This window comes from Agromyces humatus (assembly GCF_021228295.1).
Lineage (GTDB): Bacteria > Actinomycetota > Actinomycetes > Actinomycetales > Microbacteriaceae > Agromyces > Agromyces humatus.
The window spans coordinates 1-25,696 of the sequence record NZ_JAJQPD010000002.1; the positions used below are offsets into that span (position 1 = coordinate 1).

At 69.3% G+C, this 25,696-nt stretch carries 29 protein-coding genes; 23 read left to right on the plus strand and 6 right to left on the minus strand.

Going from position 1 to position 25,696, the window contains the following annotated elements; translation table 11 throughout:
- Positions 1–359: 359 nt before the first annotated feature.
- The 3 genes from LSF15_RS02585 to hemW are packed head-to-tail and all read left to right on the plus strand — an operon-like array spanning position 360 to position 2,683.
- Positions 360–758, plus strand: coding sequence for a nuclear transport factor 2 family protein (locus LSF15_RS02585; protein WP_232496976.1), 399 nt, complete (start codon positions 360–362; stop codon positions 756–758).
- 45 nt (positions 759–803) lie between these two features.
- Positions 804–1,454, plus strand: a complete 651-nt coding sequence (locus tag LSF15_RS02590) for a DUF1990 domain-containing protein (protein ID WP_232496977.1) — start codon at positions 804–806, stop codon at positions 1,452–1,454.
- A 2-nt stretch (positions 1,455–1,456) separates the two neighbouring features.
- Positions 1,457–2,683, plus strand: coding sequence for a radical SAM family heme chaperone HemW (gene hemW / locus LSF15_RS02595; protein ID WP_232496978.1), 1,227 nt, complete (start codon positions 1,457–1,459; stop codon positions 2,681–2,683).
- A 6-nt stretch (positions 2,684–2,689) separates the two neighbouring features.
- Here the strand turns inward: hemW and LSF15_RS02600 are convergent, their stop codons facing one another.
- A complete protein-coding gene (locus LSF15_RS02600; RefSeq protein WP_232496979.1) occupies positions 2,690–3,094 on the minus strand; it encodes a DUF4870 domain-containing protein in 405 nt (134 codons plus the stop codon).
- A gap of 99 nt (positions 3,095–3,193) precedes the next feature.
- Positions 3,194–3,565 (minus strand): DUF4870 domain-containing protein, encoded by a 372-nt coding sequence (locus LSF15_RS02605; RefSeq protein ID WP_232496980.1) that lies wholly within the window; start codon positions 3,563–3,565, stop codon positions 3,194–3,196.
- Between the two features lie 196 nt (positions 3,566–3,761).
- On the opposite strand from LSF15_RS02605, the gene hrcA reads away from it, so the two are divergent.
- The 8 genes from hrcA to era all read left to right on the plus strand — a co-directional run bounded on the left by hrcA (position 3,762) and on the right by era (position 10,823).
- Positions 3,762–4,784, plus strand: coding sequence for a heat-inducible transcriptional repressor HrcA (hrcA, locus tag LSF15_RS02610; RefSeq protein WP_232496981.1), 1,023 nt, complete (start codon positions 3,762–3,764; stop codon positions 4,782–4,784).
- Positions 4,785–4,841: 57 nt separating this feature from the next.
- Positions 4,842–5,942, plus strand: a complete 1,101-nt coding sequence (dnaJ, locus tag LSF15_RS02615; RefSeq protein WP_308188408.1) for a molecular chaperone DnaJ — start codon at positions 4,842–4,844, stop codon at positions 5,940–5,942.
- 12 nt (positions 5,943–5,954) lie between these two features.
- A complete protein-coding gene (locus tag LSF15_RS02620; protein ID WP_232496983.1) occupies positions 5,955–6,689 on the plus strand; it encodes a 16S rRNA (uracil(1498)-N(3))-methyltransferase in 735 nt (244 codons plus the stop codon).
- Between the two features lie 24 nt (positions 6,690–6,713).
- On the plus strand, positions 6,714–7,076 hold the full coding sequence (locus LSF15_RS02625) for an HIT domain-containing protein (RefSeq protein WP_232496984.1): 363 nt from the start codon (positions 6,714–6,716) through the stop codon (positions 7,074–7,076).
- Between the two features lie 67 nt (positions 7,077–7,143).
- Complete coding sequence (locus LSF15_RS02630; protein WP_232497458.1) at positions 7,144–8,163, plus strand: PhoH family protein; 1,020 nt, start codon at positions 7,144–7,146, stop codon at positions 8,161–8,163.
- Complete coding sequence (gene ybeY / locus LSF15_RS02635) at positions 8,160–8,621, plus strand: rRNA maturation RNase YbeY (RefSeq protein ID WP_232496985.1); 462 nt, start codon at positions 8,160–8,162, stop codon at positions 8,619–8,621. The genes LSF15_RS02630 and ybeY overlap by 4 nt, the downstream gene beginning before the upstream one ends.
- A gap of 2 nt (positions 8,622–8,623) precedes the next feature.
- Positions 8,624–9,937 carry a hemolysin family protein gene (locus LSF15_RS02640; protein WP_232496986.1) on the plus strand — a complete coding sequence of 438 codons (1,314 nt, stop codon included), beginning with the start codon at positions 8,624–8,626 and terminating at the stop codon, positions 9,935–9,937.
- Positions 9,930–10,823, plus strand: a complete 894-nt coding sequence (gene era / locus LSF15_RS02645) for a GTPase Era (protein ID WP_232496987.1) — start codon at positions 9,930–9,932, stop codon at positions 10,821–10,823. The genes LSF15_RS02640 and era overlap by 8 nt, the downstream gene beginning before the upstream one ends.
- Positions 10,824–10,845: 22 nt before the next feature.
- Here the strand turns inward: era and LSF15_RS02650 are convergent, their stop codons facing one another.
- On the minus strand, positions 10,846–11,475 hold the full coding sequence (locus LSF15_RS02650; protein WP_232496988.1) for a hypothetical protein: 630 nt from the start codon (positions 11,473–11,475) through the stop codon (positions 10,846–10,848).
- Positions 11,476–11,675: 200 nt separating this feature from the next.
- Here LSF15_RS02650 and LSF15_RS02655 point away from each other — a divergent pair, with 200 nt between their 5' ends.
- From LSF15_RS02655 to leuA, 5 genes are all read left to right on the plus strand, one after another.
- Positions 11,676–12,866: a sensor histidine kinase gene (locus LSF15_RS02655; protein WP_232496989.1), complete on the plus strand. Its 1,191-nt coding sequence runs from the start codon at positions 11,676–11,678 to the stop codon at positions 12,864–12,866.
- Positions 12,863–13,528, plus strand: coding sequence for a response regulator (locus LSF15_RS02660; protein ID WP_308188410.1), 666 nt, complete (start codon positions 12,863–12,865; stop codon positions 13,526–13,528). Before LSF15_RS02655 ends, LSF15_RS02660 begins: the two co-directional genes overlap by 4 nt.
- A gap of 167 nt (positions 13,529–13,695) precedes the next feature.
- Positions 13,696–14,457 carry an ABC transporter ATP-binding protein gene (locus LSF15_RS02665; RefSeq protein WP_232496990.1) on the plus strand — a complete coding sequence of 254 codons (762 nt, stop codon included), beginning with the start codon at positions 13,696–13,698 and terminating at the stop codon, positions 14,455–14,457.
- On the plus strand, positions 14,457–15,854 hold the full coding sequence (locus LSF15_RS02670; RefSeq protein ID WP_232496991.1) for an ABC transporter permease: 1,398 nt from the start codon (positions 14,457–14,459) through the stop codon (positions 15,852–15,854). Before LSF15_RS02665 ends, LSF15_RS02670 begins: the two co-directional genes overlap by 1 nt.
- A 228-nt stretch (positions 15,855–16,082) precedes the next feature.
- Complete coding sequence (leuA, locus tag LSF15_RS02675; RefSeq protein ID WP_232496992.1) at positions 16,083–17,849, plus strand: 2-isopropylmalate synthase; 1,767 nt, start codon at positions 16,083–16,085, stop codon at positions 17,847–17,849.
- 6 nt (positions 17,850–17,855) lie between these two features.
- Here leuA and LSF15_RS02680 read toward each other — a convergent pair whose 3' ends face one another.
- Positions 17,856–18,575, minus strand: coding sequence for a trimeric intracellular cation channel family protein (locus tag LSF15_RS02680; protein ID WP_344256599.1), 720 nt, complete (start codon positions 18,573–18,575; stop codon positions 17,856–17,858).
- A 43-nt stretch (positions 18,576–18,618) separates the two neighbouring features.
- Between LSF15_RS02680 and recO the strand changes: the two genes are divergently transcribed.
- Together recO and LSF15_RS02690 are read left to right on the plus strand one after the other, a co-directional pair.
- The gene (gene recO / locus LSF15_RS02685; protein ID WP_232496994.1) at positions 18,619–19,356 is read left to right on the plus strand and encodes a DNA repair protein RecO; all 738 of its coding nucleotides are present in this window, start codon (positions 18,619–18,621) and stop codon (positions 19,354–19,356) included.
- Positions 19,353–20,156 (plus strand): isoprenyl transferase, encoded by an 804-nt coding sequence (locus tag LSF15_RS02690; protein WP_232496995.1) that lies wholly within the window; start codon positions 19,353–19,355, stop codon positions 20,154–20,156. The genes recO and LSF15_RS02690 overlap by 4 nt, the downstream gene beginning before the upstream one ends.
- A gap of 14 nt (positions 20,157–20,170) precedes the next feature.
- Here the strand turns inward: LSF15_RS02690 and LSF15_RS02695 are convergent, their stop codons facing one another.
- Entirely contained in the window at positions 20,171–20,539 is a 369-nt protein-coding gene (locus LSF15_RS02695; protein ID WP_232496996.1) for a GntR family transcriptional regulator, read from the minus strand.
- A gap of 179 nt (positions 20,540–20,718) precedes the next feature.
- On the opposite strand from LSF15_RS02695, the gene LSF15_RS02700 reads away from it, so the two are divergent.
- The 3 genes from LSF15_RS02700 (at position 20,719) to LSF15_RS18720 (ending at position 22,668) form a co-directional block, all read left to right on the plus strand.
- Complete coding sequence (locus LSF15_RS02700) at positions 20,719–21,522, plus strand: Pr6Pr family membrane protein (RefSeq protein ID WP_232496997.1); 804 nt, start codon at positions 20,719–20,721, stop codon at positions 21,520–21,522.
- A 364-nt stretch (positions 21,523–21,886) separates the two neighbouring features.
- The gene (locus LSF15_RS02705) at positions 21,887–22,543 is read left to right on the plus strand and encodes a DsbA family oxidoreductase (RefSeq protein ID WP_232496998.1); all 657 of its coding nucleotides are present in this window, start codon (positions 21,887–21,889) and stop codon (positions 22,541–22,543) included.
- Positions 22,540–22,668, plus strand: coding sequence for a hypothetical protein (locus LSF15_RS18720; protein WP_269756145.1), 129 nt, complete (start codon positions 22,540–22,542; stop codon positions 22,666–22,668). Before LSF15_RS02705 ends, LSF15_RS18720 begins: the two co-directional genes overlap by 4 nt.
- 3 nt (positions 22,669–22,671) lie before the next feature.
- Here LSF15_RS18720 and LSF15_RS02710 read toward each other — a convergent pair whose 3' ends face one another.
- Complete coding sequence (locus tag LSF15_RS02710) at positions 22,672–23,148, minus strand: aminoacyl-tRNA deacylase (RefSeq protein WP_232496999.1); 477 nt, start codon at positions 23,146–23,148, stop codon at positions 22,672–22,674.
- Between the two features lie 92 nt (positions 23,149–23,240).
- Between LSF15_RS02710 and dusB the strand changes: the two genes are divergently transcribed.
- Positions 23,241–24,398 carry a tRNA dihydrouridine synthase DusB gene (gene dusB, locus LSF15_RS02715; RefSeq protein WP_232497000.1) on the plus strand — a complete coding sequence of 386 codons (1,158 nt, stop codon included), beginning with the start codon at positions 23,241–23,243 and terminating at the stop codon, positions 24,396–24,398.
- Between the two features lies 1 nt (position 24,399).
- A complete protein-coding gene (locus tag LSF15_RS02720; RefSeq protein ID WP_232497001.1) occupies positions 24,400–25,656 on the plus strand; it encodes a deoxyguanosinetriphosphate triphosphohydrolase in 1,257 nt (418 codons plus the stop codon).
- Positions 25,657–25,696: the final 40 nt, after the last annotated feature.

Below are 25,696 nucleotides of genomic sequence, written 5' to 3' on the forward strand. Positions count from 1 at the left end.
ACCCCTCCGACAGTGCCGCCCAACGCGGGCTGGCTGCCGGCCCACGCCGCGCGCAGCGCGTCGAGGTCGCGCCCGAGCACGGCGAGCGGGTGCGGCGGGGGTTCCATGCTTCGATTCTGCACCCACCCACCGACATTCGAATCTGGACGGATTCTATCCTCGATCAGGGAAATGTCCGGTGGAGAACTCGCCGAACCAACCGCCTGTGGAGGACGAGTCGCCACCCAAGCAACACCCGCCGCCCGCGGCATCCGCAGCTCGCGACTTCCGGAGAATGGAGCACCTCGGCGAATGCTGCGCCGCCCGACGGACGCGACACGTGCGTTGACACGCTTCCAGCGTGTGCCCACACTGGCGGTATGGAGACCGACGATCTCGCGAGCTTCCAGACTCTGCTCGACCAGTGGGCCGAAGCGATCGTGGCCAACGACGCCCCGCGTATCGGGTCGTTCGCCGAACCGGACTGGGTGATCGTCGGCCCCGAGGGCGGACCGGGAGAGTTGGAGCCGTTCCTCGCCGTCATCGAGTCCGGAGACCTCACGCATTCCCAGATGGCCTTCGAGGTGCTCGAGGCCAGGGTCTACGGCGATGTCGCGGTCGTACTGGCCCATGGCACCAACGCGGGCAGCTGGCAAGGCGCGCCATTCACGGCCGATGAGTGGGTCACCGAAATCTTCGTTCGCCGAACCGACGGCTGGCGTTGTGCGTTCTCGGCGCTGACTCCGAACTACGCGGCGCTGCGGGCCGACACTGAGTGAACGGGCTACAGCGGAGGAACCCGTCGATTTACGTAGAATCGACGGATGACCCGCCGAAGCACATTCACCGACCAGTCGGTCACCTATGGCGCGATCGGCGCGACCCTCGCGCCTGATCTCCTGCGCTACCCGCCCGACGGGTACCGGCCCGCCGAAGACTCGGTGCGCCTCGGTTCGGGCGCCGAGCGATTCGAGCGCGCCGCCGAGTCGCTCATGACCTGGGGCATCCAGCAGGGCGCCGGATTCGAGGTCGTCGACGTATCGGCGGGCACCGGCGCGCAGTACCCGGGCATCGTCTACGACGCCGACGGAGCGCCGCTCGCCCAGCAGCCCGAGCCCCATGCCGTGCAGCGTTTCAGTTCCGACGGCACGCCGTACATCACGGCCGGCGTCGCGGCGACGCTGCGCCGTCGCGGGCGCCTCCGCAGCGCTGACACCCATGTCCTCGTCGTGTACGTGATCGATGAGCCCGGTCGGGTCGGATTCGCCTACGGCACGACCTCAGACGGACCCGAGAGCGGCGAGGAGTCGTTCATCCTCGAGCACCGCGACGACGACACGGTGTGGCTCACCATCCGGTCGCTCCTCCGAGCCCGCGGCGGCCTCCACCGCCTGACGACTCCGCGGCAGCGCCGCAAGCGCCGGGAGCTCACCACGCGCGAGCTGCGCGCGCTGCATCCCGCGTTCCCGAGCTGACCATGGGCTCCGCCCTGCCGCTCGGGGAGCCGGCGCCCGCTGACGGGTTGGTGCCCGCCTCGGCCGCCGACGGCGCCCGACATCGCGCGTTCGGCGTGTACCTGCACGTGCCCTTCTGCCGCGTGCGATGCGGGTACTGCGACTTCAACACGTACACCTCAGACGAATTGCGCGGCGCGCGCCAGTCCGACTACGCGGGCCAGGCGATCAGCGAGGTGCGGATGTCGCGGCGCGTGCTCGAGGCATCCGGCCTGCCGCCCCGACCGGCGCAGACCGTGTTCTTCGGCGGCGGCACACCCACGCTGTTGCCGGCGTCCGACCTCGTCGCGATGCTCGGAGCGGTGCGCGACGAGTTCGGCCTCGCCGACGGCGCCGAGGTGACCACCGAGGCGAACCCCGATTCGGTCGGCCCCGAAGACCTCATGGAACTCGCCGAGGGCGGCTTCACCCGTGTCTCGTTCGGCATGCAGTCGGCGATGCCGCACGTGCTCGCGGCGCTCGACCGCACGCACGACCCCGAGCGTGTGCCGCTCGTCGTGGGCTGGGCACGCGAGGCCGGACTCGACGTGAGCCTCGACCTCATCTACGGCACCCCGGGGGAATCGCTCGACGACTGGCGACGGAGTCTCGAGCATGCCATCGCTCAGCGGCCCGACCACCTGAGTGCGTACGCCCTCATCGTCGAGGAGGGCACGAAGCTCGCGCGCCAGATCAGGCGCGGGGAGCTCGGCACGCCGTCGGACGACCTCGAGGCCGACATGTACGAGCTGGCCGACGACCTGCTGGGTCGGGCGGGCTTCGAGTGGTACGAGGTCAGCAACTGGGCAACTGATGCCTCGCATCGGTCGCGTCACAACCTCGGCTACTGGCGGGGCGATGACTGGTGGGGCGTCGGGCCCGGTGCGCACAGCCACGTCGGGGGCGTGCGTTGGTGGAACGCCAAGCACCCCTCGGCGTACGCCGACCGGGTGACCGCGGGAGTCTCGCCGGCGGTCGGCCGCGAGGTGCTCGACGCGTCGACCCGAGAGATCGAACGGGTGCTGCTGCTCACCCGCATTCGCGAGGGCATCGACATCGAGTCGCTCCACACCGGCGGACGGCACGCTGTTGCGGGCCTCATCGCCGACGAGCTCGTCGACGCGAAAACCGCCCTCTCGGGTGGGCTGGTGCTCACTCGAAGAGGGCGGCTGCTCGCCGACGCCGTGGTGCGACGCCTGCTCGACGGCTAAAGACCGTCAGCTCACGAACTTGATCGCGAGCGGGTAGGTATAGGGCTGGCCCTGGTTGGCCTTGACCGCTGCGATGATGCAGAACACGATCTTCACGACCTCGACCGCGAGCACGAGCAGGATGCCGATGAAGACGGCGATCAGCGCGTAGCTCACGACCAGGGCGATCGCGATCGTGATCTGGAAGTTCAGCGCGGTCGCCGTGTGGGCCCGTACGAACGGACCCTTGTCTTTCAGCAGCAGGTACGCGATCAGCGCCGGGACGAAGTAGAAGAAGATGCCGGCCACGTGAACCAGCGTCGACCAGAGCTTCTCATCTGCCGGGCTGAGCTGCTGCGGCTGCTGATAGGGATCCTGCGGCTGCTGGTAGGGATCTTGCGGCGGCGGGGGAGGAGGAGGTGCGTCGGACATGATGTCTCCTTGGTGACGTCGCTCGAAGGCGAACTGTTGTCTTCATGCTGGCACAGACGGCTGCGCCCGGTGAGGGAATCTCGTGGCGCGGCCGAACGCCTACTTGATGAGACGGATCGCGAACGGGTAGCGGTAGTGGTTGCCGTCCTTCGCGCGAAGGAACGCGATGATCGAGAACACGACGCTCACGATCCAGAACGCCCACCAGAGGAGCGCGCCGATGAACACGAAGAGCAGGATGAACGACAGGATGTAGCCGAAGGCGATCGTGATCTGGAAGTTCAGCGCCTCTTTGGCCTCGGTGTCGGTGAACGAGCCGCGGTCCTTGAACACGAGCCAGATGATGAGGGACGGCAGGAAGCCGAGCACGCCGCCGAGGTGGGCGAACGAGCCCCACTGCACGTCCTGCTCGTGCGAGAGGCGGGTCGGCGCGATGTTCGCGTCGGGATTCTGGGCGTTGGGGTCGGTCATGTGCGTGCCTTTCGGGTGGGCTCAGGATGAACCGCGGCTGCCGGGGAGAGTGGTGCAGCCGAGGGGTGACTCGCGGATCATGCATACGCTAGCGTCGCCGACTCACGGCTGGCAACGGGCTGGACCGAGTGTAGTGACGATATGATTGGCAGTCAGACAAGACGAGTGCTAAGCGCGGCAGAAGGAAGCGAGGGACATGGTCTCCGAACGCAGTCTCGCCGTACTCCGTGCGATCGTGCAGGACTACGTGGCGTCGCGGGAGCCGGTCGGCTCGAAGACGATCGTCGAGCGGCACTCGTTCGGCGTCTCCGCCGCGACCATCCGCAACGACATGGCGCTCCTCGAAGAAGAGGAGCTGATCGCCGCGCCGCACACGTCGTCGGGCCGCATTCCCACCGACAAGGGCTACCGGGTCTTCGTCGACCAGCTCACCGATGTGCGGCCCCTCACTGCGGCGCAGCGGCACGCCATCGAGACGTTCCTCGGCGAATCCAGCGATCTCGACGAACTGCTCGCGCGCACTGTGCGACTCATCGCCCAGCTCACCAAGCAGCTCGCGGTCGTGCAGTATCCCAGCTTCTCGAGCGCGCGGGTTCGCCACGTCGAACTCGTGTCGCTCGCGCCGACACGCGTGCTCTGCATCCTGATCGCCGATTCCGGCCAGGTCGAGCAGCGACTCGCCGAACTCGATCACGCCGTCGACGACGGAACCCTCGCCGAGCTCCGCGTGCGACTCAACGACCTCGTCGCGGGCTCGACCATGCTCGAGGCCGTGACCATGCTCTCAGGCGAGATCGAGGCGGCCGACCGCCGGCATGCGGCGCTGCTGCACACCCTCGCGGCGACGCTCGCCGAGCAGGCCCGGGTGCAGCGCACCGACCGGCTCGTCGTGGCCGGCGCCGCGAACCTCGTGCGCACCGAGCAGGATTTCGCAGGATCGATCCTCGGCGTCATCGAGGCGATCGAAGAACAGGTCGTGCTGTTGAAGCTCTTCGGCGAGATGGCTGCCGACGAGCACGCGGTCGTGGTGCGCATCGGCCGCGAGAACGCCGCGTTCGGCCTCGGTGAGACCTCGATCGTGTCGAGCGCCTTCGAGATCCCGGGGCGCGACATCTCGCGTCTCGGAATCGTCGGGCCGACCCGCATGGACTACTCGACCAGCATGGCCGCAGTGCGCGCCGTGGCCCGCTACCTCTCCCGCACCCTCGGCGAGAGCTGACTCAGCCGCCCGTCGCATCCCGACCGGCATCCGGCAGATCGAAAGGACATGCCCTCCGTGGCCGACCATTACGAGGTCCTCGGCGTCTCACGCGACGCCACCCCCGACGAGATCAAGAAGGCGTACCGTCGCCTCGCCCGCGAACTCCACCCCGACGTGAATCCGGGTGCCGAGGCATCCGAGCGCTTCAAAGAGGTCACCCACGCGTATGACGTGCTGTCCGACCCGAAACAGCGCCAGCAATACGACCTCGGCGGCGGCCAGGGTGGCTTCGGGGGCCAGGGATTCGGCGGGTTCGGCGACATCTTCGAGACGTTCTTCGGTGCGGGTCAGCAGACTCGCGGGCCGCGCTCGCGCCGTGAGCGCGGCCAGGACGCGCTCATCCGCGTCGAGGTCGGCCTCGACGAGGTGATCTTCGGCACGCACCGCGATATCGAAGTCGACACGGCGGTGCGGTGCGACACCTGCCAGGGCTCCTGCTGCCAGCCCGGCACATCGCCGGTGACCTGCGACATCTGCCGCGGCACCGGCTCGATCCAGCGCTCGGTGCGGTCGCTGCTCGGCAACGTGATGACCTCGACCCCCTGCGGCACCTGCCGTGGGTACGGCACGGTCATCGCCACGCCTTGCATCACCTGCCAGGGCCAGGGCCGCGTGCGCGCGCGCCGCACGGTGCCGGTCGACATCCCCGCGGGCGTCGACACCGGCGTGCGGTTGCAGATGCCCGGTTCGGGCGAGGCGGGCCCCGCGGGCGGTCCGAACGGCGACCTGTACCTCGAGATCAAGGTCAAGAACCACGACGTCTTCAGCCGCAACGGGGACGACCTGCTCGCGACGCTCGAGGTCGCCATGACCGACGCGGTGCTCGGCACGACCGCCACGATCCCCGCGCTCGACGGCGACGTCGCGGTCGAGGTGCGCCCGGGCGTGCAGAGCGGCGAGATCCTCACAGTGCGCGACCGCGGCGTCACGAAGCTCCGCGGCACCGGCCGCGGAGACCTGAAGATCGGCGTCCAGGTGATCACTCCGACCAAGCTCTCGTCGAAGGAACGCGACCTCATCCAGCAGTTCGCCTCGTCGAAGAAGTCGCCGGCGCCTGAGCTCAGCCACTTCCAGCAGGGCATCTTCGCGCGCTTGCGCGATCGGTTCCTCGGGTAGCACGGCACCGCGATGAGCCACCTCTACCTCGACGAGTCGCTCGACCTGGTCGAACTCGCCCCCGGCGCGATCGTCGAACTCTCGGGCGACGAGGCGCGGCACGCGGTGACCGTCTCGCGTGTGCGCCCGGGCGAACGGGTCTCGATCGGCGACGGTCGCGGGGTGCTCGTGCGCGGCACGGTCACCGAGACGGGGCCGAAGCGACTCGCGATCGAGGCCGACGAGGTGTTCGTCGACGAGCGGCCTTCGCCGCACATCACCCTCGTGCAGGCGCTCGCGAAGGGCGACCGCGACGAGCTCGCGGTGCAGGCGGCGACCGAGCTGGGCGTCGACGCGATCGTGCCATGGGCGGCCGCCCGCTCGGTCTCGCGCTGGGAGGGCCCGAAGGCCGAGAAGGGCAGGCAGCGCTGGGCCGCGATCGTGCGCGAGGCGGTGAAGCAGTCGATGCGCGCATGGCTGCCGCGGGTGGGGCCGCTGGCGACGACCGCCGAGCTGCCTGATCGCCTGGCAGGCGTGCGGATGCTCCTCCTCGAGCCGACCGCCGCGACGGCGCTCACCGACCTCGGGCCCGACGGGCGCGACCTCGCACTCGTCGTCGGCCCCGAGGGCGGCATCGCACCGGCCGAGCTCGAGCGCCTCATCGCGGCGGGTGCGGAATCGGTGCGGCTGGGCGCGTCCGTGCTTCGCACCTCGACCGCCGGCCCCGCGGCGATCGCCGTGCTGAACGCGCGGCTCGGGCGGTGGTGAGACATCCGTCGCTACGATGGTGACATGACGTCATCCCGCGCCGAGCCGACCCTCTTCGAGCGCATCGCCGCTCGTGAGATCCCCGCGCGCATCGTCGCAGAGACCGACCGCGTGATCGCCTTCCACGACATCGCGCCGAAGGCGCCGGTGCACGTGGTCGTCACTCCGAAGACGGGCGAGTATCGCAACGTCGTCGAGCTCGCCGCCGGCGACCCGGCGCTGCTGGCCGAACTGGTCGAGGTGTCCCGATCGATCGCGTCCGAACTCGCCGACGGGCAGTTCCGACTCGTCTTCAACACGGGTGAGGGCGCCGGGCAGACGATCTTCCACGTGCACGCGCACCTGCTCGCCGGCGGTCTCGAGGAGGCCACGCTTGCCGGAGCCTGAGCAGGTCGGTCAGCCCGCCGAGTCGCCGTCCCCCGACGAAGAGCGTCTCAGCATCGACGGCATCGCGATGGTGCGACTGCTCGGTCCGCAGGACCGACTGCTCACCTCGATCCAGCACGAGTACCCGGGCGTCGAGGTCCACGTGCGCAGCAACGAGATCGCCATCCGCGGCGATGCCGAATCGCGGCTGCGGGTACGTCGCCTCATCGAAGAGCTCCTCGAGCTCGTACGCTCCGGCCAAGATCCAACCCCTACCGAAGTGAGGAGCTCGGCACGCATGCTCGAAGCCGACCCCAACGCGAAGCCGTCAGAACTGCTCGGACAGGTCATCGTCTCGAGCCGTGGCAAGTCCATCCGGCCGAAGACCGAGGGCCAGCGCGCCTACGTCGACGCCATCGACGAGTTCACCATCGTCTTCGGCATCGGACCGGCTGGCACGGGCAAGACATACCTCGCCATGGCGAAGGCCGTACAGGCCCTGCAGCGCAAAGAGGTGAGCCGCATCATCCTGACGCGTCCTGCCGTCGAGGCCGGAGAGCGGCTCGGATTCCTGCCTGGCACCCTCACCGACAAGATCGACCCCTACCTGCGGCCGCTGTACGACGCACTCAACGAGATGATGGATCCCGAGCTCGTGCCGAAGCTGCTCGCCTCGGGAACGGTCGAGGTCGCCCCGCTCGCGTATATGCGTGGCCGAACCCTGAACGACTCATTCGTCGTGCTCGACGAGGCGCAGAACACCACCCCCGAGCAGATGAAGATGTTCCTCACCCGGCTCGGGTTCGGCTCGAAGATGGTCGTCACCGGCGACATCACGCAGATCGACCTGCCCACCGGAGCGAGCGGCCTTCGGCTCGTGACACGAATTCTCGACCACGTCGACGACATCGACTTCGCGTGGCTGACGAGCGATGACGTCGTGCGGCACTCCCTCGTCGGCCGCATCGTCGACGCCTACACCGAGTACGACGAGCGCGCGCAGGCGCGGCGCTTCGAACGTGACCAGGCGCGCGAGTTCGCCAATCGCGCCGAGCGCCGTGGCCACGCCGGGCCCCGGGACCACCTGCCGAGGAAGGGCAAGTCGTGAGCATCGAGATCAACAACGAATCGGCCATCGAGGTCGACGAGGCCGCCATCCAGCGACTCGCCGTATACGCCCTCGACGCGATGCACGTGCATCCCGACGCCGAGCTCGCGATCGTGCTCGTCGACGAGGGCGCCATGGAGCAGCTCCACGTGCAGTGGATGGACGAGCCCGGACCGACCGACGTGCTGAGCTTCCCGATGGATGAGCTGCGCCCTGGAACCGAAGACCAGCCCACACCGGCGGGCCTGCTCGGCGACGTCGTGCTGTGCCCGCAGGTCGCCGAGGCGCAGGCCCGCACCGCGGGACATCCGCTCCTCGACGAACTGCTGCTGCTGACGACGCACGGAATCCTGCACCTGCTCGGATTCGACCACGCCGAGCCCGAGGAGGAGAAAGAGATGTTCGGCGTCCAGCGCGACATCCTCGTGGGCTTCTCGATGCAGGAGCGCCGCCGCTGACCATGCTGCCTTGGCTCTTCCTCGCGGCCGCCTTCGTGCTCGTCGCATTCGGCGGTCTCATGGCGGCCGTCGACGCGGCGATCAGCGTCAGCTCCCGCGCCGACCTGGCCCAGCTCGCACTCGAGTCGCGGGCGCGGCGTTCGCTGATCGCCATCGCCGAAGACACCGGCGCCCATGTGAACGCGGTGAACTTCGTGCGCATCATCGCCGAGACCACGGCGGCCGTGCTCGTGACGCTGGCGTTCACGTTCTTCATCGACAACATCTGGCTGGTGCTGCTCTACGCAGCGCTCATCATGACCGCTGCGTCGTTCGTGCTCGTCGGTGCGAGCCCACGCAGCGTCGGGCGTGCACACGCGGCCAAGGTGCTCGCGCTCACGGCTCCGCTCGTGCACTTCCTGCGCGTGCTGCTCGGCCCGCTCGCGAACGCGCTCGTGTCGCTCGGCAACCGGGTGACCCCCGGGCGGATCCGATTCGCGGGCGTCTCGAGCGAAGAGCAGCTGCTCAGCATGGTCGATGAGGCGACCGAGCTCGAGGTGCTCGAGGAGGGCGACCGCGAACTCATCCACTCGATCTTCGAGTTCAACGACACGGTCGCTCGCGAGGTCATGGTGCCCCGCACCGACATGGTCACGATCGATTCCGCAGCCCACCTGCCCCAGGCGATGGCGCTGTTCCTGAAGGCCGGGTACTCGCGCATCCCCGTGATCGCACGTGACGCCGACGACGTGATCGGAATCCTCTACCTCCGCGACATCGCACGGCTCAGCTTCGAGCGCCCGATCGACGCCGAGGTGCTCACGGTGGGCGAGCTCGTGCGGCCCGCGGTCTTCGTGCCCGACTCGATGAAGGCCGACGCCCTGCTGCGCCAGATGCAGCTCGAGTCGAACCACCTCGCCATGGTGGTCGACGAGTACGGCGGCATCGCCGGTCTCGTCACCCTCGAAGACCTCATCGAGGAGCTCGTCGGCGACATCTCCGACGAGTACGACCGCGAGGCGGCCCAGGTCGAGGAGCTCGGCGACGGGCGCTACCGCGTGAACGCGCGACTGCCGATCGACGAGCTCGGCGAACTGTTCGGGCTCGACCTCGAAGACGAAGACGTCGACTCGGCCGGCGGGCTGCTCGCCAAGGAGCTCGGCCGGTTGCCGCAGCCGGGCGATCAGGCGACCGTCTCGGGCCTCCACCTCTCGGCTGAACGCACCGAGGGGCGGCGCAAGCGCATCTCGACGATCATCGTCGAGGCCGATCAGGCCCTCATCGACGCGCACTCCGCGTTCGACGTCGACCCTCTGGAAAGGAACAGCCGTGGCTGAGTACCGTGCCGGATTCGTCTCGATCGTGGGGCGGCCCAACGTCGGCAAGTCGACCCTGACCAACGCACTCGTCGGCGAGAAGGTCGCGATCACGAGCTCCAAGCCGCAGACGACCCGGCGTGCGATCCGCGGCATCGTGCATCGCGACCACGGCCAGTTGATCCTCGTCGACACGCCGGGGCTGCATCGGCCCCGCACCCTGCTCGGCGAGCGTCTGAATTCGCTCGTGCAATCGACCCTCGGCGATGTCGACGTGATCGCGTTCTGCGTTCCCGCCAACGAGCCGATCGGCCCGGGCGACCGCTACATCAACGAGCAGCTCGACCAATATCCCCGGGCCAAGAAGGTCGCGATCGTGACGAAGACCGATGCCACGTCGAAGTCCAAGGTCGCCGAGCAGTTGCTCGCGGTGTCGCAGCTGCGCGAGTGGGCCACGATCGTGCCCGTCTCGGCTCCGCGCGGCGAGCAGCTCGAAGTGCTCGTCGACGAGCTGCTGACGCTGATGCCCGAGTCCGACCAGCCCCTGTACCCGGCCGAGACCCTGACCGATGAAGACGTCACCGATCGCATCGCGGAATTCGTGCGCGAGGCCGCGCTCGAGGGCGTCTCCGACGAGCTGCCGCACTCGATCGCGGTGACCGTCGACGACATGATCGAGCGCGACGACAAAGACCTGGTCGAGATCTACGCGAACCTCATCGTCGAGCGCGACAGCCAGAAGGGCATCATCATCGGCAAGGGCGGTGCCCGCCTACGCGAGGTGGGTGCCACCGCGCGCACGCAGATCGAGCAGCTGCTCGGCCGCAAGGTCTACCTCGCCCTGCATGTCAAGGTCGCGAAGGACTGGCAGCGCGACCCGAAGCAGCTGGGTCGCCTGGGGTTCTGATGCGGTCCGGCGCCCGCTGCCGCTACTCGACGGGCTGCAGGCTCGAGATCACGACCACGGCGTCGTCGCCGTAGCGCTCGTCGAAGTCCGCCTGCAGGGTTCCGTCGTCGAACATGACCTGCACGACGAGGCGCCCGTTGACGGGCGTCGTCGCGAGCATTCCGAGGACGACGTCGGGCAGCTGCGCCTGCAGGGCGATCGCGTCGGCTTCGGACAGCGGGCCGGCGTGGAGTCCTTCGTCCCACGGGTTGGGGTCGAGCGGGGTCGCCATGGGGTCGTAGAGTGCAGCGAGCACCGGCTCGCGCGTGAGCGTGAACGTCGCGCCGTCCCACTCGCCCCAGACGGCGTAGGCGCCCCAGGTGACCTCGCTCGCGGTCTGTTCACCGTCGACGGCGTCCCAGTCCCACCCGATGATCGACGGGCCGCCGCACTGCGGCGGGTACGATTCGGCGACCGCGCCGAGGCACAGTTCGGGGCGGCCGTCCTGCTCGAGCACCGTGCCGAGGCCCTGCACCTCGACCGGAGCAGCCGGGAAGGGCGACGGGAACGCCGGCGGGCTTCCACCCGGGTCCGTGGCGGCGCCGGCGCATCCGCCGAGCAGCGCCGCGACGCCTGCCGCGAGCGCGACCCGCGCGATCGTTTGTCGATCCATGGCAGCCTCCACTGACATTGTCCGCCCCCGAGACCGTCGGCGCGACGCAACGCCGGGACCCGGATGATCGTCTGACGCCGTCGAACACACTGCAGCGTGCACCGCCGTGTCAGCCGCCCCGAGTCCGCCGCCGTACGACCATCGGATGATTCTCGCGCCTGCACCCCGTCGTCGGCAGCCTGAGCGCGTACGGTGGATCGGTGCCCACGACGACCACCCGCGCGCAGTTCACGACCGACGTCGTGCTCGCCGGCGTCTTCGCCCTCGTCTGCCTGCCCTTCGCGGTGCTCGGCGGCTCGCCCGACGTGCTCGTGCTCGTGCTGTTCGCCGCGGCGCTGGCGGTGCGCCGCCGGTCGCCGGCGTGGTCGCTCGGCATCGCCTGGGGTGCGGCGCTCGCGCAGATGCTGATGCTGCGCGACCTGCAGCCATACGATGCCGCGGTGCTCGGCGTGCTGTACTCGACGGCCGCGCACGGCCGGCCGCTCGTCAAATGGCTCGGCCTGGCTTCGGCAGGCGTCGGGGCGCTCGTGGCCACAGGCTACCTCGCGATCGTGAAGCCGCTCGCGGGCGCGGCATTCGTCGGCCCCGGCGATGCCATCGGCATGCTCACGATGTCGGGGATCCTCTTCGTCGCATCGATCGCGGTGCTCGTGCTGGCGTGGACGACCGGGCTGCTGGTGCGTTCGGTGCGCGACACCCGCGAGATCCGGCGCCGCGAAGAGGTCGCGAACCGCGAACGCGAGCTCGTGGAGTACCGCTACGTCGTCGAGCAGGAGCGCAACCGCATCGCGCGCGACATGCACGACGTCGTCGCGCATTCGCTCGCGGTCGTGATCGCCCAGGCCGACGGCGCGCGGTTCGCCGCCCGTTCCGATCCCGAGGCGGCGACGAAGGGACTCGGCACCATCGCCGGGGTCGCGCGCGGGGCGCTCGGCGACGTGCGCCTGCTGCTCGCCGAGCTCCGGCACGCCGAGTCGGATTCGCCGCAGCCGGTGCTCGACGACCTCGACGCGCTGCTCGAGCAGGTGCGTGCGGCGGGCCTCGACGTGCGATTCACCGAGTCGGGGGCACCGCTGACGCTCGGTACCGGAAATCAGATCGCGGTCTACCGCATCGTGCAGGAGGGAATGACCAATGCCCTCCGCCACGGCGACGCCACGCAGCCCGTGCACCTCGAGTTCGCGTGGGACGCGCTCGGCCTCGACGTGACGCTTGTGAACTCCATGCGAGCCGACGCGCCGCCGCCCGAGTCGCATGCCTTCCGCCACGGCATCCCCGGCATGCGCGAACGCGCCCACCTCGCGGGCGGCACGCTGCTCGCCGAGGCGGGCGATGACGGCATGTTCCGCGTGCGCGCCCGCATCCCGATCCAGCAGGGGAGTTCCACGTGAGTCCGATCAGCGTCGCGCTCGTCGACGACCAGGCGCTGTTCCGCGCCGGCGTTCGCATGCTCGTGGAGTCGCAGCCCGACCTCGAGGTGGTCGGCGAGGCGGGCGACGGCGTCGCCGCGGTGACGCTGGTCGCCGATTCGCGTCCCGACGTCGTGCTGATGGACGTGCGAATGCCGCTGCAGGACGGCATCCACGCGACCGAGCGCATCCTCGCCGACGCCGACCGCGACGGGCGACCCGCGCCGCGCATCGTCGTGCTCACCACGTTCGACCTCGACGAGAACGCCGCCCGGGCGATCCGTGCGGGGGCGAGCGGATTCGTGCTGAAGGACGCCGACCCCGAGTTCCTCCTCGCCGCGATCCGCACCGTGCACCAGGGCAACCAGGTGATCGCCGCGAGCGCGACCCGCGAACTGTTCGCCCGCTTCGGTCGCGGCGACGGGCGTCGTGCGGCCCCCGCCGCGTGGACCGAGCTCACCCCGCGCGAGCGCGAGATCTTCGGGCTCGCGGCCCGGGGGCTCTCGAACGCCGAGATCGCGGCATCCGAGTTCCTCAGCGAGGCGACCGTGAAGACCCACGTCAGCCGCATCCTCGCGAAGCTGGGCCTTCGCGATCGCGTGCAGCTCGTCGTGTTCGCCTACGAGCACGATCTCCCGGACTGAGCGGGTTGAGCAGGGGCGCCGGCGCCGTCTCGAAACCGATGTCCGGGCAACCAGGGGTTTCGAGACGCTTCGCTCCTCAACCCGCAACAGGGTCATCCCAGAGGATGACGGCGAACCATCCGGCCGTCGGATGACCCGGGCCACGGTGCATCCGTAGCGTCGAAGGCATGCAGATCCAACCCTCAGACCTCGGCCTCATCGCCCGCGTCGCCGAACTCGGCAAGCGTTACGGAAGCGGCTCGGGCGCCGTCACCGCCCTCGACGACGTGTCGCTCGGCCTGCGCCGCGGCGAGTTCACGGCGATCATGGGTCCGTCGGGCTCGGGCAAGTCCACGCTCATGCACATCATGGCGGGCCTCGACTCGCCGACCTCGGGTCGCGCCTGGCTCGGCGACACCGACATCACCGAGCTCTCCGACAGCGCGCTCACCGTGCTGCGCCGCCGGCGTATCGGGTTCGTGTTCCAGTCGTTCAACCTCGTGCCGACGCTCGACGTGCGCGGCAACATCATGCTCCCGTTCGAGCTCGACGGTCGCCGTCCGGCGCAGGACGAGCAGGAGTGGATCGACGAGCTCGTCGACGCGCTCGGCCTGCGCGACCGCATCGACCATCGGCCGCATGAGCTCTCGGGCGGGCAGCAGCAGCGCGTCGCGATCGCCCGTGCACTGGCGACCCGGCCCGACCTCGTGTTCGCCGACGAGCCGACCGGCAACCTCGATTCCCGCACCGGCCGCGAGGTGCTGGGCCTGCTGGCCGCGGCGAGCGCGCGCTACGGCCAGTCGATCGCGATGGTGACGCACGACCCGGTCGCGGCGAGCCACGCCGATCGCATCCTGTTCCTCGCCGACGGTCGCATCGTGCGCGATGCCGGCCGCTCGAGCGCCGAGGAGATCTCGACGTTCATGCTGGGCATGGAGCGTGCGGCCTGATGCGCGCCACGTTCGCCGGCCAGTGGCCGACACTGCTCGTGGCGGCGCTTGCGGGAACCTTCGGCACGGCACTGCTGCACGTGACCGGCGTGCTCGCCGTCGCGATCGCCGCCGACGACGTGACCGGTGAGAGCGACACGGTCGCCCTCCTGCTCGGCATCGTCGCCACGGTCTTCATCGTGATCGCGGTCTACGTGAGCTCGGTCGTCACCGCGAACACCGTCTCGACGGTGGTGGCGGGGCGCACGCGTCTCATCGCCCTGCTGCGGCTCATCGGGTCGAGCGCCCGGTCGCAGCGCGCGCAGATCGCCCGCGAAGGGCTCCTCGTCGGCGTCGCCGGCGCGGCCATCGGCGTCGTCGTGGGCACCGGGGTGGCATTCGCGCTCGACCGGGTCGCCGTGGCGACCGACCTGATGCCCGCCACCGACTACGGGTACGCCAACCCGTGGGTGGCGCTGCCCGCCGTCGCGGTCGTGCTCACGACCTGGCTCGCCTCGTGGGTGGGCTCGCGCCGAGTGCTGAAGGTGCGCCCCATCCAGGCCATCGGCAACGCGAACGAGCACGATCGCGAGGAGCTCGGCGGCCGCCGCGGCCGCAACATCACGGCGCTCGTGTTCTTCGTGATCGGAACCGCGTTGCTCGTCCTGGGCGTTGCGCTGGGCCTCGTGTCGCCGTTCGGCGTGCTGATCGGGCTCGTCGGAGGCATCGTGTCGTTCACGGGCATCGTGCTCGGCGCCGACGTCGTCATGCCGCCCGTGCTGCGACGCGTGGGGCGGGTCTTCGGCCGTACCCCGGCCGCTCGGCTCGCCGCCGAGAACGCCGTGCGCCATCCCGAGCGCAGCGCCCGGATGACGATCGGCCTCGTCATCGGCGTGACGCTCGTGACGACGTTCTCGGTGACGATGGCGTCGTACCACGAGCTCATCCTCGCGGCGCAGCGGGCCCAGCCCGAGGTGTACCAGGGCGTCGACGAGATGCTGAACGTCACCGTCGCCGTCTTCACCGTGCTCATCGGCTTCAGCGCCCTGATCGCGGCGATCGGCATGGTGAACACGTTGTCACTGAGCGTCATGCAGCGCACCCGCGAGCTCGGCCTGCTGCGGGCGCTCGGCTTCGACCGCCGGCAGCTGCGCGGCATGATCGTCGCCGAAAGCGCCGCGCTCACGCTCGCGGCGACCCTCACGGGCGTCGTGCTCGGGTTCGGGTACGGGTGGGCGGGCGCGCAGGCGCTGCTCGGCAGCGCACAGGGCACGCCGGCACTCGTGGTGCCGGGCATTCCGTGGGCGCTCTTCGGCGGCCTGCTCGTCGCGGCGGCCGTGCTCACGATCGTCGCGTCGATCGCGCCGGCGCGGCGCGCGATGCGGGTCTCGCCGGTCGTCGCCCTCGCGGTCGAATAGGCCGGTCGGCGCGCGTTCCGCGAACGGCCGTCGGGCGAGCGGATGTCCCGGGGGAGGCATCCGCTCGCTCGTCATGTTTGCGCGCCCGAGCGCGCGCGGTGTTAGCCTTGAACCGTGCTTCACGGCCTGCTTCTCCTTAGCTGCCGCAGCGAGTCCTAATCCAGGCCTCCCTCGCTGCGGAGTTCGTCGTCGGCTGAAACATCCGAACAAAAGCGAGAAGAGCACCCCATGCAGAACACCCAGAAGCCCTCGGCGATGCCCGTTCACCGGTACCGCCCGTTCCACGAGCAGATCCGCGTCGAGCTGCCCGATCGCACGTGGCCGTCCAAGCGCATCGAGCAGGCGCCGCGCTGGTGCGCCGTCGACCTGCGCGACGGCAACCAGGCCCTGATCGACCCGATGAGCCCCGAGCGCAAGCGCATCATGTTCGACCTGCTCGTGCGCATGGGCTACAAAGAGATCGAAGTCGGGTTCCCGTCGGCGAGCCAGACCGACTTCGACTTCGTGCGCAGCCTCATCGACGACGGAGCGATCCCCGACGACGTCACCATCCAGGTGCTGACCCAGGCGCGCGACCACCTCATCGAGCGCACCTACGAGGCCATCGCGGGTGCAAAGCAGGCCATCGTGCACCTCTACAACTCGACGAGCATCCTGCAGCGCGAGGTGGTGTTCCGCACCGACAAGCAGGGCATCGTCGACATCGCCCTGCACGGCGCTCGCAAGTGCCGCGAGCAGGAGGCGACGATCCCCGGCACGACCGTCTACTACGAGTACTCGCCCGAGAGCTACACGGGCACCGAGCTCGAGTTCGCCGTCGATGTCTGCAACCGGGTGATCGAGGTCTTCGAGCCCACGCCCGAGCGCAAGGTCATCATCAACCTGCCGGCCACGGTCGAGATGGCGACGCCCAACGTGTACGCCGACTCGATCGAGTGGATGAGCCGTCATCTGGCCCATCGCGAGAACGTCATCCTCTCACTGCACCCCCACAACGACCGCGGCACTGCGATCGCCGCGGCCGAGCTCGGGTACATGGCCGGCGCCGACCGCATCGAGGGATGCCTGTTCGGCAACGGCGAGCGCACCGGCAACGTCGACCTGGTCGCACTCGGCGTGAACCTGTTCACTCAGGGCATCGACCCGCAGATCGACTTCTCCGACATCGACGAGGTCAAGCGCACCGTCGAATACTGCAACCAGCTGCCCGTGCCCGAACGCCAGCCCTGGGCAGGCGACCTCGTTTACACGGCCTTCTCGGGGTCGCACCAAGACGCGATCAAGAAGGGCTTCGAGGCCATGGAGGCCGAGGCCGAGCGCCGCGGTGTCGCCGTCGACGACCTCGAGTGGGCGGTGCCCTACCTGCCGGTCGACCCGAAAGACCTGGGCCGCAGCTACGAGGCCGTCATCCGCGTCAACTCGCAGTCGGGCAAGGGCGGCGTCGCCTACCTGCTGAAGACCGACCACGCGCTCGACCTGCCTCGCCGCCTGCAGATCGAGTTCTCGGGCGTCGTGCAGGCCAAGACCGATGCCGAGGGCGGCGAGGTCTCGAGCGACGAGATCTGGCGCGTCTTCACCGACGAGTACCTGCCGGCGGCGGCCGATCGCGCCGACGAGAAGTGGGGCCGCTTCGAGCTGCTCTCGCTGCGCACCGAGAGTGCCCTCAACGGCGTCGTCAACGTGCGGGTGGGCCTGCGCGACGGCGATGAGCGCGTCGAGGCCGACGCGAGCGGCAACGGCCCGATCTCGGCCTTCCTCGCCGTGCTCGGTGCCGAAGGGGTCGACGTCAAGCTGCGCGACTACGTCGAGCACACCCTCTCGGCGAGCGGTGACTCGCAGGCCGCCGCGTACGTCGAACTCGAGGTCGAGGGCCGGGTGCTGTGGGGCGTCGGCATCGACGCCGACATCTCGACGGCGTCGCTGAAGGCCGTGGTCTCGGCGGTCAACCGGGCGCTGCGCCACGCTCCGGTGGTGGCCGAGCTCGCGAGCGTCTGACCGGGGTCAGCGGCCGACGGTCGGCAGCACGCCGGTCTCGGTCGCGACCTTGCGGCGGTTCAGCATGCGCTGCTCGGGGAGCGAGAGGTCGAAGATCACCGCGAGCAGGCGGATCACGGCCGTGACGATGAGGCCGACGAGTCCGGCGATGAAGATCGGAACGCCCGCGAGTTCGAGTACCGCCAGCACGATGCATCCGGCTCCGGCGGCCACCGCGTACAGCGAGCCGACGTGCATGATCGCCACGGGCAGGCTCATCAGCATGTCACGAAGGATTCCGCCGCCGACCGCGGCGGCGACGCCCACGAAGATCGCGGGCAGCGGCGGAAGCCCGAGCGCGAGCGCCTTGCTCGTGCCGAATGCGCCGAACATGCCGATCACGATCGCGTCGAGGCCGACGATGACCGCGTTGAGCCGCTGAAGCGGAGCGGCGAGGAGCATGCCGATGAGTGAGGCGCCGACCGCGGTGGTCAGGTACCAATTGCTCTGCAGGGCGCCGATCGGGACGTTGAGCAGCAGGTCGCGGATGATGCCGCCGCCGAACCCCATCACGATCCCGACGATGGCGACGCCGAGCAGGTCGAGTCGTCGCTCGCCCCTGAAGCCCGAGGCGAAGAGAGCACCCTGGATGCCGCCCAGTCCGACGGCGGTGAGGTCGAGCCAGAGCGGGATGACGAATTGCGCGGTTTCCACCCCTTCATTCTGCCGAGTCGGCGGATCGCCCATGCCTTCGATGACGCGCTGCTTCGCGCGATGGGAGAATCGAAGGGTGCCCGTATACCGAGATGAAGCCGTCGTGCTGCGCACCCACAAGCTGGGCGAGGCCGACCGCATCGTCACGCTGCTGACACGACAGCACGGCAAGGTGCGCGCCGTCGCCAAGGGTGTGCGCCGGACCGGTTCGAAGTTCGGTTCGCGACTCGAGCCGTTCATGGTCGCCGACCTGCAGCTCTACGAGGGCCGCAGCCTCGACGTGGTCACCCAGGCCGTGACACTCGGCTCGTACGGGGCCGAGATCTCGCAGGACTACGCGGCCTACACGGCGGCGAACGCCATGGTCGAGGCCGCCGACAAGCTCACCGAGGCCGAGGGGTCGCTGCAGCAGTACCTGCTGCTCGTGGGCGCGTTGCGGTCACTCGCACGCGGTGAGCACGGCGCCGGGCTGACGCTCGACTCGTACCTGCTGCGCGCGCTCGCCCTCGCCGGGTGGGCGCCCAGCTTCCAGGACTGCGCACGCTGCGGCCGCGTCGGCGCGCACACGGCCGTCGTCGTGCAACTCGGCGGTGTCGTGTGCGACGGCTGCGCTCCGCCCGGAACACCGCGTATCGCGGCCTCGACGGTCGTGCTGCTCGGTGCGCTGCTGGCCGGCGACTGGCCTTTCGCCGAAGCGGCGAGCGCCACCGACCGCAATCAGGCGAGCGGCATCATCGCCGCCTACACGCAGTGGCACCTCGAGCGCGGACTGCGCTCACTGCCGCACGTCTCGAGAGAAACGACCACCACGTGAGCCCGAAGCCCTACACGCATCGCGACGCGGTGCCCTACAAGCCCGTCGACTGGACCGGCCTCTACCCGCCCGACTATCCGAAGGGCGCCGTGCCAGAGCACGTCGCGATCGTGATGGACGGTAACGGGCGCTGGGCGAATCTCCGCGGGCTCACGCGCATCGAGGGCCACAAGGCCGGTGAGGCGGCGCTGCTCGATGTCGTCGCCGGCGCGATCCAGGCCGGTGTGAAGCACCTCTCGGTGTACGCCTTCTCGACCGAGAACTGGAAGCGGTCGCCCGACGAGGTGCGTTTCCTCATGGGGTACAACCGCGACGTGCTGCACCGCCGTCGCGACCAGCTGAACGAGTGGGGCGTCCGCATCCGCTGGGCGGGGCGGCGACCGCGTCTCTGGGCGTCGGTCATCAACGAGCTGCAGTTCGCCGAGCGACTCACCGCGGGCAACGACACGCTGACGCTCACGATGTGCGTGAACTACGGCGGTCGCAACGAGCTCACCGACGCGGTGCGTTCGATCGCCGACGACGTGGCCGCGGGTCGGCTGAAACCGTCGGCCGTCAGTGAGAAGCTCATCCAGCGGCGGCTCTACGTGCCCGAGCTGCCCGACGTCGATCTGTTCGTGCGCAGCTCGGGCGAGCAGCGCACCTCGAACTTCCTGCTCTGGCAGTCGGCGTACGCCGAGATGGTGTTCCTCGACACGCTCTGGCCCGACTTCTCGCGCACCGACCTGTGGCAGGCCATCGACCTCTACGCGGGTCGCAACCGCCGCTTCGGCGGGGCGGTCGACGCGCCCACCGTGTAAGGTCAGCCGCCGTCTCAGGCGTTCGTGGCCCACACGCTGCGGATCGCGCTGACGACGTCTTCCTCGCTCACGCCGTCGCCGCGCGCCCGATCGACGAGGGCCCGGATGTCGGCGACAAGCGTGCCGGGGAGCACGGACGGCGAATCGGCGACTCGCGTGCCCGCAGCCCCGCGCGTCACGATGAGCCCGTCGCGTTCGAGCATCTTGTAGGCCTTCGCGACGGTGCCAGGGGCGACCCCGAGGTCTCGCGCAGCCTGCCGGATCGTCGGAAGTCGCTCTCCGCGGCCGAGACGACCCGAGACGATGTAGCCGCGAAACTGCTCGGAGATCCATGCCGCGGTGCCGAATTCCTCAGGGAAGAGCCCAGATGGCTGCACGCTCACGCGAGTCGTTCCGATCTTGTATTGAATGGTTGCTACATGTTCGTATCGCGAAATTAGCACAAGACTGAGAATCGTCGCTTGGCGGCGCGGTCGACGCGACGGCCGGGGCGCAGCAGGTGAGCGGACGCCACGCGGTCGGGGCACGGCCCGGCGAATCGCGATCCCCATATGCTTTGCGCGTGACCACTGAGACCGCCATTGCTGCGCCCGCCACGGCAACTCCCGCTCGGCGGCGGTTCGCGATCGTCTGGGGTGTGCTGCGCATCGCCATGGCCGGCGCGATCATCGCCGCGACCGTCGAGACCTATCGCGGATCGGCCGTGTTCTGGGCTGAGCAGGGGTTCACCGACCTCGTCACTCTCAACGTGAACTTCTTCGCGTATTTCACGATCGAGTCGAATCTCGCGGCGGCGGTCGTGCTCGTCATCGGCGCGGCGTTCGCATTCGGCGGGCGCCCGAGCGATCCGATGTGGTTCACGGTGCTGCGGGGCTCGGTCGTGACGTACATGGCGATCACCGGGGTGGTCTACAACCTGTTGCTGCGCGGACTGGCGGTGACCGGCGGCGGCGACAGCTCGCCGTGGACCAACGAGGTGATGCACATGATCGCGCCGATCTTCCTCGTGCTCGACTGGCTGCTCACACCAGGTCGCCTCGAACTCGCGTGGCGGTGGGTGTGGGTCATCATCTCGTTCCCCATCCTCTGGGTCACGTTCTCCCTCGTGCGCGGCCCGCTCGTGTTCGATCAGGTCAAGCAGGTCTCGACGTGGTACCCGTATCCGTTCCTGAACCCCGCACGCCAGGACAACGGGTTCCTCGGCGTGACGTTCTGGGTGCTCGTCATCGCGGCGGCGTTCACGGTCGTGGCGATCCTCGTCGTGCGGGCCTCGCGCTTCGGCGCGCGGCGCAACGAGATTCGGGAGCTTGCCGCGACGCAGGGGGACACGCGAGCCGATGCATCCGTTCGCATTGATCGTGAGTGAACCCATCACGATCGATATCTGGTCAGAAATCGCGTGGCCAGATTCTCGATTCGGCATGATCCGTCATCTGGAATCGCGTCACGGCGGGATTCCGTCGGCTAGTTGTCAGCATGACTTCAGCAGCTGAGTGTCCTGGCGAGCCAGCGTCGGCGTCGCGCCGTCGGCGCAGTCGCACGTCGTGCCCGCCAGGTGTGCGAGTCGTCGGATGGTCGACGCGACACGCCTATCTCGGCGGGTCCCGTCCGGCGTGTCGGCCGTGTCGTCCGACGACCGGTACGCCACCTACCTCGGGGAGTCCCGACGTTCTGCGTGCAGCTCAGAGCTGCTGGGAATACGGGGGCCGATGCATCCGTTCGCATTGATCGTGAGTGAACCCATCAAGATCGACATCTGGTCCGACATCGCGTGCCCCTGGTGCTACATCGGCAAGCGCAACCTCGAGGGCGGCATCTCGTCGCTGGGCGACGACGCACCCGAGGTCGAGATCACGTACCACTCGTTCGAGCTCGCTCCCGACACGCCGGTCGACTTCGAGGGTTCCGAGGTCGACTTCCTCGCGAAGCACAAGGGGCTGCCGGCCGAGCGCGTGCACGAGATGCTCGACCACGTCACGGGTGTCGCCGCGAACGCCGGGCTCGACTACCACTTCGACACGCTGCAGCACACCAAGACGCTGAAGGCGCACGAACTGCTGCACTTCGCGAAGGAGCAGGGCCGCCAGCTCGAGCTCGCCGAGCGACTGTTCCGCGCCTACTTCACCGAGGGCCGCCACGTCGGCCGCATCGACGAGCTCGTCGAACTCGCGTCCGAGATCGGCCTCGACACCGGTGCGGCCCGTGAGGCGCTCGAGTCGGGTCGCTTCGCCCCGGCCGTGCAGGCCGACATCGCCCAGGCGCAGGCCTATGGCATCAACGGCGTGCCGTTCTTCGTCATCGACGGAAAGTACGGCGTCTCGGGGGCGCAGCCGCGCGAGGTCTTCGCGCGCGCGCTCACCCAGGTGGCCGACGAGAAGGCCGCGTGAGCGACGGCGCCGCGACGGTCGCCACGGATGCCCCGGCGCCGAACCCGTTCGCGATGATCGACGGCGACGCCTCGGCGATGGTGTGCGAGGGCGACGTCTGCTTCATCCCGGGAGCGGGTGAGTGACCGCTACTCGGGATCGCTGATGTCGGCCACCGTCGCCTCGAAGGCGGCGATGAGCGCGTCAGCGTCGACGAAGAGGCTGCGACCGTGTTCGCCGGCCCCCATCGACACTCGGCGGCCCACGACGCTCTCGTCGACGACGACGGGCCATGCGGTCGTCGAACCGAGCGGCGTGATGGTGCCGCGTTCGTACCCGGTTGCTGCGAGCGCGTGCGAGGCGTCGGGCAGCTGCAGCTTGTTCACGCCGAGCAGCGCCCTCAGCTTGGGCCATGAGATCTTGCGGCCGCCGGGTACGAGCGCGAACACGTAGGTGTCGTCGCTGCGTTTCACGACGAGCGACTTCACGATGTCGCCCGGCGTGATGCCCATCATCGCGGCGGCCTCTTCGAGACTGCGGGCGGCGGGACGCTCGATGACCTCGATCTCGAGGCCGCGCGCTTCGGCATCGGCGTGCACCCGTTCGGCACCGGTCAGCTCGGCCATCTCGTCCTCCACACGCTCGGTCCTCCGAGAATCCTAGGCGCGCGACGCTCGCGCGGGCGAGCGAGGTCCGAACTCTGGGAGAATCGATGGTGATGTCCTCCACCACCACGCTCCCGGCAGGCCCACTCTCGATCGGCGGCCTCGAGCTCGACGTCCCGGTCGTGCTCGCGCCCATGGCCGGCATCACGAACACGGCGTTCCGCCTGCTCTGTCGCGAGTTCGGCGCCGGTCTCTACGTCAGCGAGATGATCACGTCGCGCGCACTCGTCGAGCGCACGCCCGAGTCGATGCGCCTCATCACGCACCACGAGTCCGAGGCGCTGCGCTCCATCCAGCTCTACGGCGTCGACCCGAAGACGGTCGCCGAGGCGGTCACCATGCTCGTCGCCGAAGACCGCGCCGACCACATCGACCTGAATTTCGGATGCCCCGTGCCAAAGGTCACCCGCAAGGGCGGGGGCGCGGCACTCCCGTGGAAGACCGGGTTGTTCCGCGGCATCGTCGAGAGTGCGGTGAAGGCGGCCGGCGACATTCCGCTCACGATCAAGATGCGCAAGGGCATCGACGCCGACCACCTCACCTACCTCGAGGCGGGTCGCATCGCCGAGGGCGCCGGTGTCGCTGCAGTGGCGCTGCACGCCCGCACCGCCGCCGAGTTCTACTCGGGGCAGGCCGATTGGTCGGCCATCACCAAGCTCAAAGAGACCGTCACGAGCGTGCCGGTGCTCGGCAACGGCGACATCTGGTCGGCCGACGACGCGCTGCTCATGGTCGCCGAGACCGGGTGCGACGGCGTCGTCGTCGGGCGCGGCTGCCTCGGTCGGCCGTGGCTCTTCGGCGATCTCGCGGCGGGCTTCCGCGGCGAGGACGCCACCGCCCGGCCGAGCCTCGGCGAAGTGGCGCAGACGTTCCGCCGGCATGCCGAACTGCTCACCGAGTTCTTCGACAGCGAGGAGCGCGGGTGCCGCGACATCCGCAAGCACGTGGCCTGGTACTTCAAGGGGTATCCCGTCGGCGGCGACCTGCGGGCGCGCCTCGCGACGGTCGAATCGCTCGCGCAGCTCGATGAGCTGCTCGGCACGCTCGACTGGTCGATGCCCTACCCGGGCGAAGGGGCCGAGGGGCCGCGTGGTCGGGCCGGCACGCCGAAGAACCCCGCACTGCCCGACGGCTGGCTCGCCTCGCAAGAGCTCGTCGGCGACGATCGCGACACCCTCGTCGGGGCCGAGCTCGACACGAGCGGCGGCTGAGATGCGCGAGCGACTCTTCGGTGGCTACGAGGCCGCCGACGCCGAGCGGCGGCTCCCCGAAGAACACTCGTCACGGCGCAGCGACTTCGCGCGCGACCGGGCCCGGCTGCTGCACTCGAGCGCGCTGCGCCGTCTCGCCGCGAAGACGCAGGTGCTGAGCCCCACCGCGGGCCTCGACTTCGCCCGCAACCGGCTCACACACTCGCTCGAGGTCGCCCAGATCGGTCGTGAGCTCGCCACGAACCTCGCGCTCGATCCCGACATCGTCGACACGGCGTGCCTCGCGCACGACCTCGGTCACCCGCCCTTCGGGCACAACGGCGAGAAGGCGCTGAACGCCTGGGCGGCCGACATCGGCGGATTCGAGGGCAACGCGCAGACGCTGCGCCTGCTCACGCGCCTCGAGCCCAAGGTGTTCGGTCCCGATGGCCGTGGCTACGGCCTCAACCTCACCCGCGCAAGCCTCGACGCGAGCTGCAAGTACCCCTGGGCCGAGGCGTCGGGTGTCGCCGACCCGTCGGGCCGGCAGAAGTTCGGGTTCTACCACGACGACATCGCCGTGTTCCGGTGGCTGCGCGCGGGCGCGCCCGAGCGCCGCCTCTGCATCGAGGCGCAGGTCATGGACCTCTCCGACGACATCGCCTACTCGGTGCACGACTTCGAAGACGCGGTCGTCAACGGCTACATCGACGTCGAGGCCCTCGGTGCCCGCGTCGACCACGACGAGCTCGTCTCGTCGATGTACGAGTGGATCGGCGGGGCGATCGGGCACGATGAGCTCATCGCGGCGTTCGATCGACTCGACTCGCTCGACGTCTGGATGGACGCCTGGGACGGCAGCCGTCGCGACCAGGCGCGCCTGAAGAACCTCACGAGCCAGCTCATCGGCAGGTTCTCGCATGCGGCGACCGCGGCGACCCGTGCGGCGTTCCCGCTCGCGAGTCTCATCCGATTCGACGCCGACGTGATCGTGCCGCGAGAGATCCAGGCCGAGATCGCGGTGCTCAAGGGCATCGTGGCCGCCTTCGTGATGTCGAAGAACACCCGCCAGCCCATCTACCACCAGCAGCGGCAGGTGCTCACCTCGCTCGCCGAGGTGCTGCTGAAGACGGGCGACCAGCATCTCGACCAGGGCTTCGCCGAGGACTGGGCCGCCGCGCCCGACGACGCTGCACGCAAGCGCGTCGTCGTCGACCAGGTCGCGAGCCTCACCGACCAATCGGCGCTCGCTTGGTCCGAGCGCCTCGTGCAGCACTGACGTCGGGCCCTTCGTCTGATCTCGACCAATAGGATGTGAC